Annotated in this window: 1 protein-coding gene; it reads right to left on the reverse strand. The window is 43.6% G+C overall.

The genetic code is table 11. The features are described from left to right. Window positions 1–54: 54 nt before the first annotated feature. Complete coding sequence (locus tag ACK2M2_RS16375) at window positions 55–1,389, reverse strand: ISNCY family transposase (protein WP_419349909.1); 1,335 nt, start codon at window positions 1,387–1,389, stop codon at window positions 55–57. Window positions 1,390–1,482 lie beyond the last annotated feature (93 nt).

Genomic DNA, 1,482 nt, shown 5'->3' on the forward strand with positions numbered 1-1,482 from the left:
TGTTATTCACCAATTAAAATGTCTATGCGATAAACCATTTAAAATGTCCTGTTTTTAACCACAAGAGTCAAGCACAGGATTTAAATTTCTTTGTTCAATAACAGCTTTCTGAGCTTTACGACTTGGCATATTTTTGTTTGTTCTTGAACGTTTATTCTGTTTTTCCAATGCTTCATGCTGCTGTTGAATATGCGCCAGAACTGAACCCAATCGTTTATTCTCAACCACTTCATTCTGCTGTAGCCCAGCCAATTTATTGAAGATGCTGTAGTTGAGCTTTCGTCCTTCATGCATGAGGGCCACAGTCCCATCCGGATACTCTAGAAATGAAATGTATTGCCCAACAAGCTTATGATTCAGCTCTGTCGGTTCAAGCATATAAATACACTTGTCATAGGTCAGGGTTAGATTTTTGGTGACCTTACGCGGTTCCTGCCAGGTAAAAATATCATCCAGTTCAAGATCAGATTCGGTTAATGGCCGATGTAAATTCTTGGAATTTCTCGCACATTTGGCGAACTTCTGATTGAAATGCTCAATAAAGCAGGGTAGCCATGCATTGGCTTCAGCAATCGAACCGATGCCTTCCAGGCGCATCTCCTTGATCAAACGGTCCTGAAGGGTTCTGTTGGCACGTTCTACGCGGCCTTTGGCCTGCGGTGAGTTGGCGAAGATAATATCAATGTTTAACTCATTCAGAATCCGCCCAAATTGCGTGATCTTGCTGTCTTGGCTGGATTTCTGATTGACTCGGAATACCGAGTGTTTATCGCTATAAAAGGCCAAAGGCTTGCCGTATTGTTCAATGTAGACTCTAGTGGAGAGCATATAGTCAAAGGTCGTTTCCGCCTCACAAAAGCGCAGATGCAACAGCTTGCCGGTAGCATCATCGATATAAACCAGCAAGCAGCATTTGGCAGCTCGTCCTTCAAACCAGTCATGATATGAGCCATCAATCTGGATCAGTTCACCGAAGCAATCACGGTTATAGCGTGGCTGATATGGGCGTTTCAGGCGCTTGGATCGCGGAATCCACAGGTCATTGGCCGTCATCCAGCGCCGAACCGTTTCTACCGGGATATTCAGGTCAAACATGCTGCTGAGCTTCTCATGCGCCAAGGTGGGTCCAAATCCAAGCAGATGTTCAGAAATAATGGAAAGACATTTTGATTTTAATAACTCATCATGGCGACGATGGCCAGGTTGACCACGACTGGCATGCGCCATACCTGAAACACCGTCTTGATTGAGCTTCTGCAATAATCGGGTAATTTGACGGGTGGAAAGATTCAGGATTTCAGCAGCACGGACCTGGGTAATACGATGATCTCGAACGTCTTGCAGAACTGCAAGACGTTGAATTTCTTTATCAGACATAGTGATCAGCATCTATATTTTATATCCAGTCCATGGTGATAAAAACCATCATAAACCAGACATTTTTATTGGTGAGAATATAGACACTTTAAATGGGTTCTAACA

This window comes from Acinetobacter sp. TY1, from assembly GCF_048551395.1.
GTDB lineage: Bacteria > Pseudomonadota > Gammaproteobacteria > Pseudomonadales > Moraxellaceae > Acinetobacter.

Coding starts and splice junctions, on each gene's coding strand:
- ACK2M2_RS16375 (WP_419349909.1), bottom strand. CDS start 1,389: ATGCTGATCACTATGTCTGATAAAGAAATTCAACGTCTTGCAGTTCTG.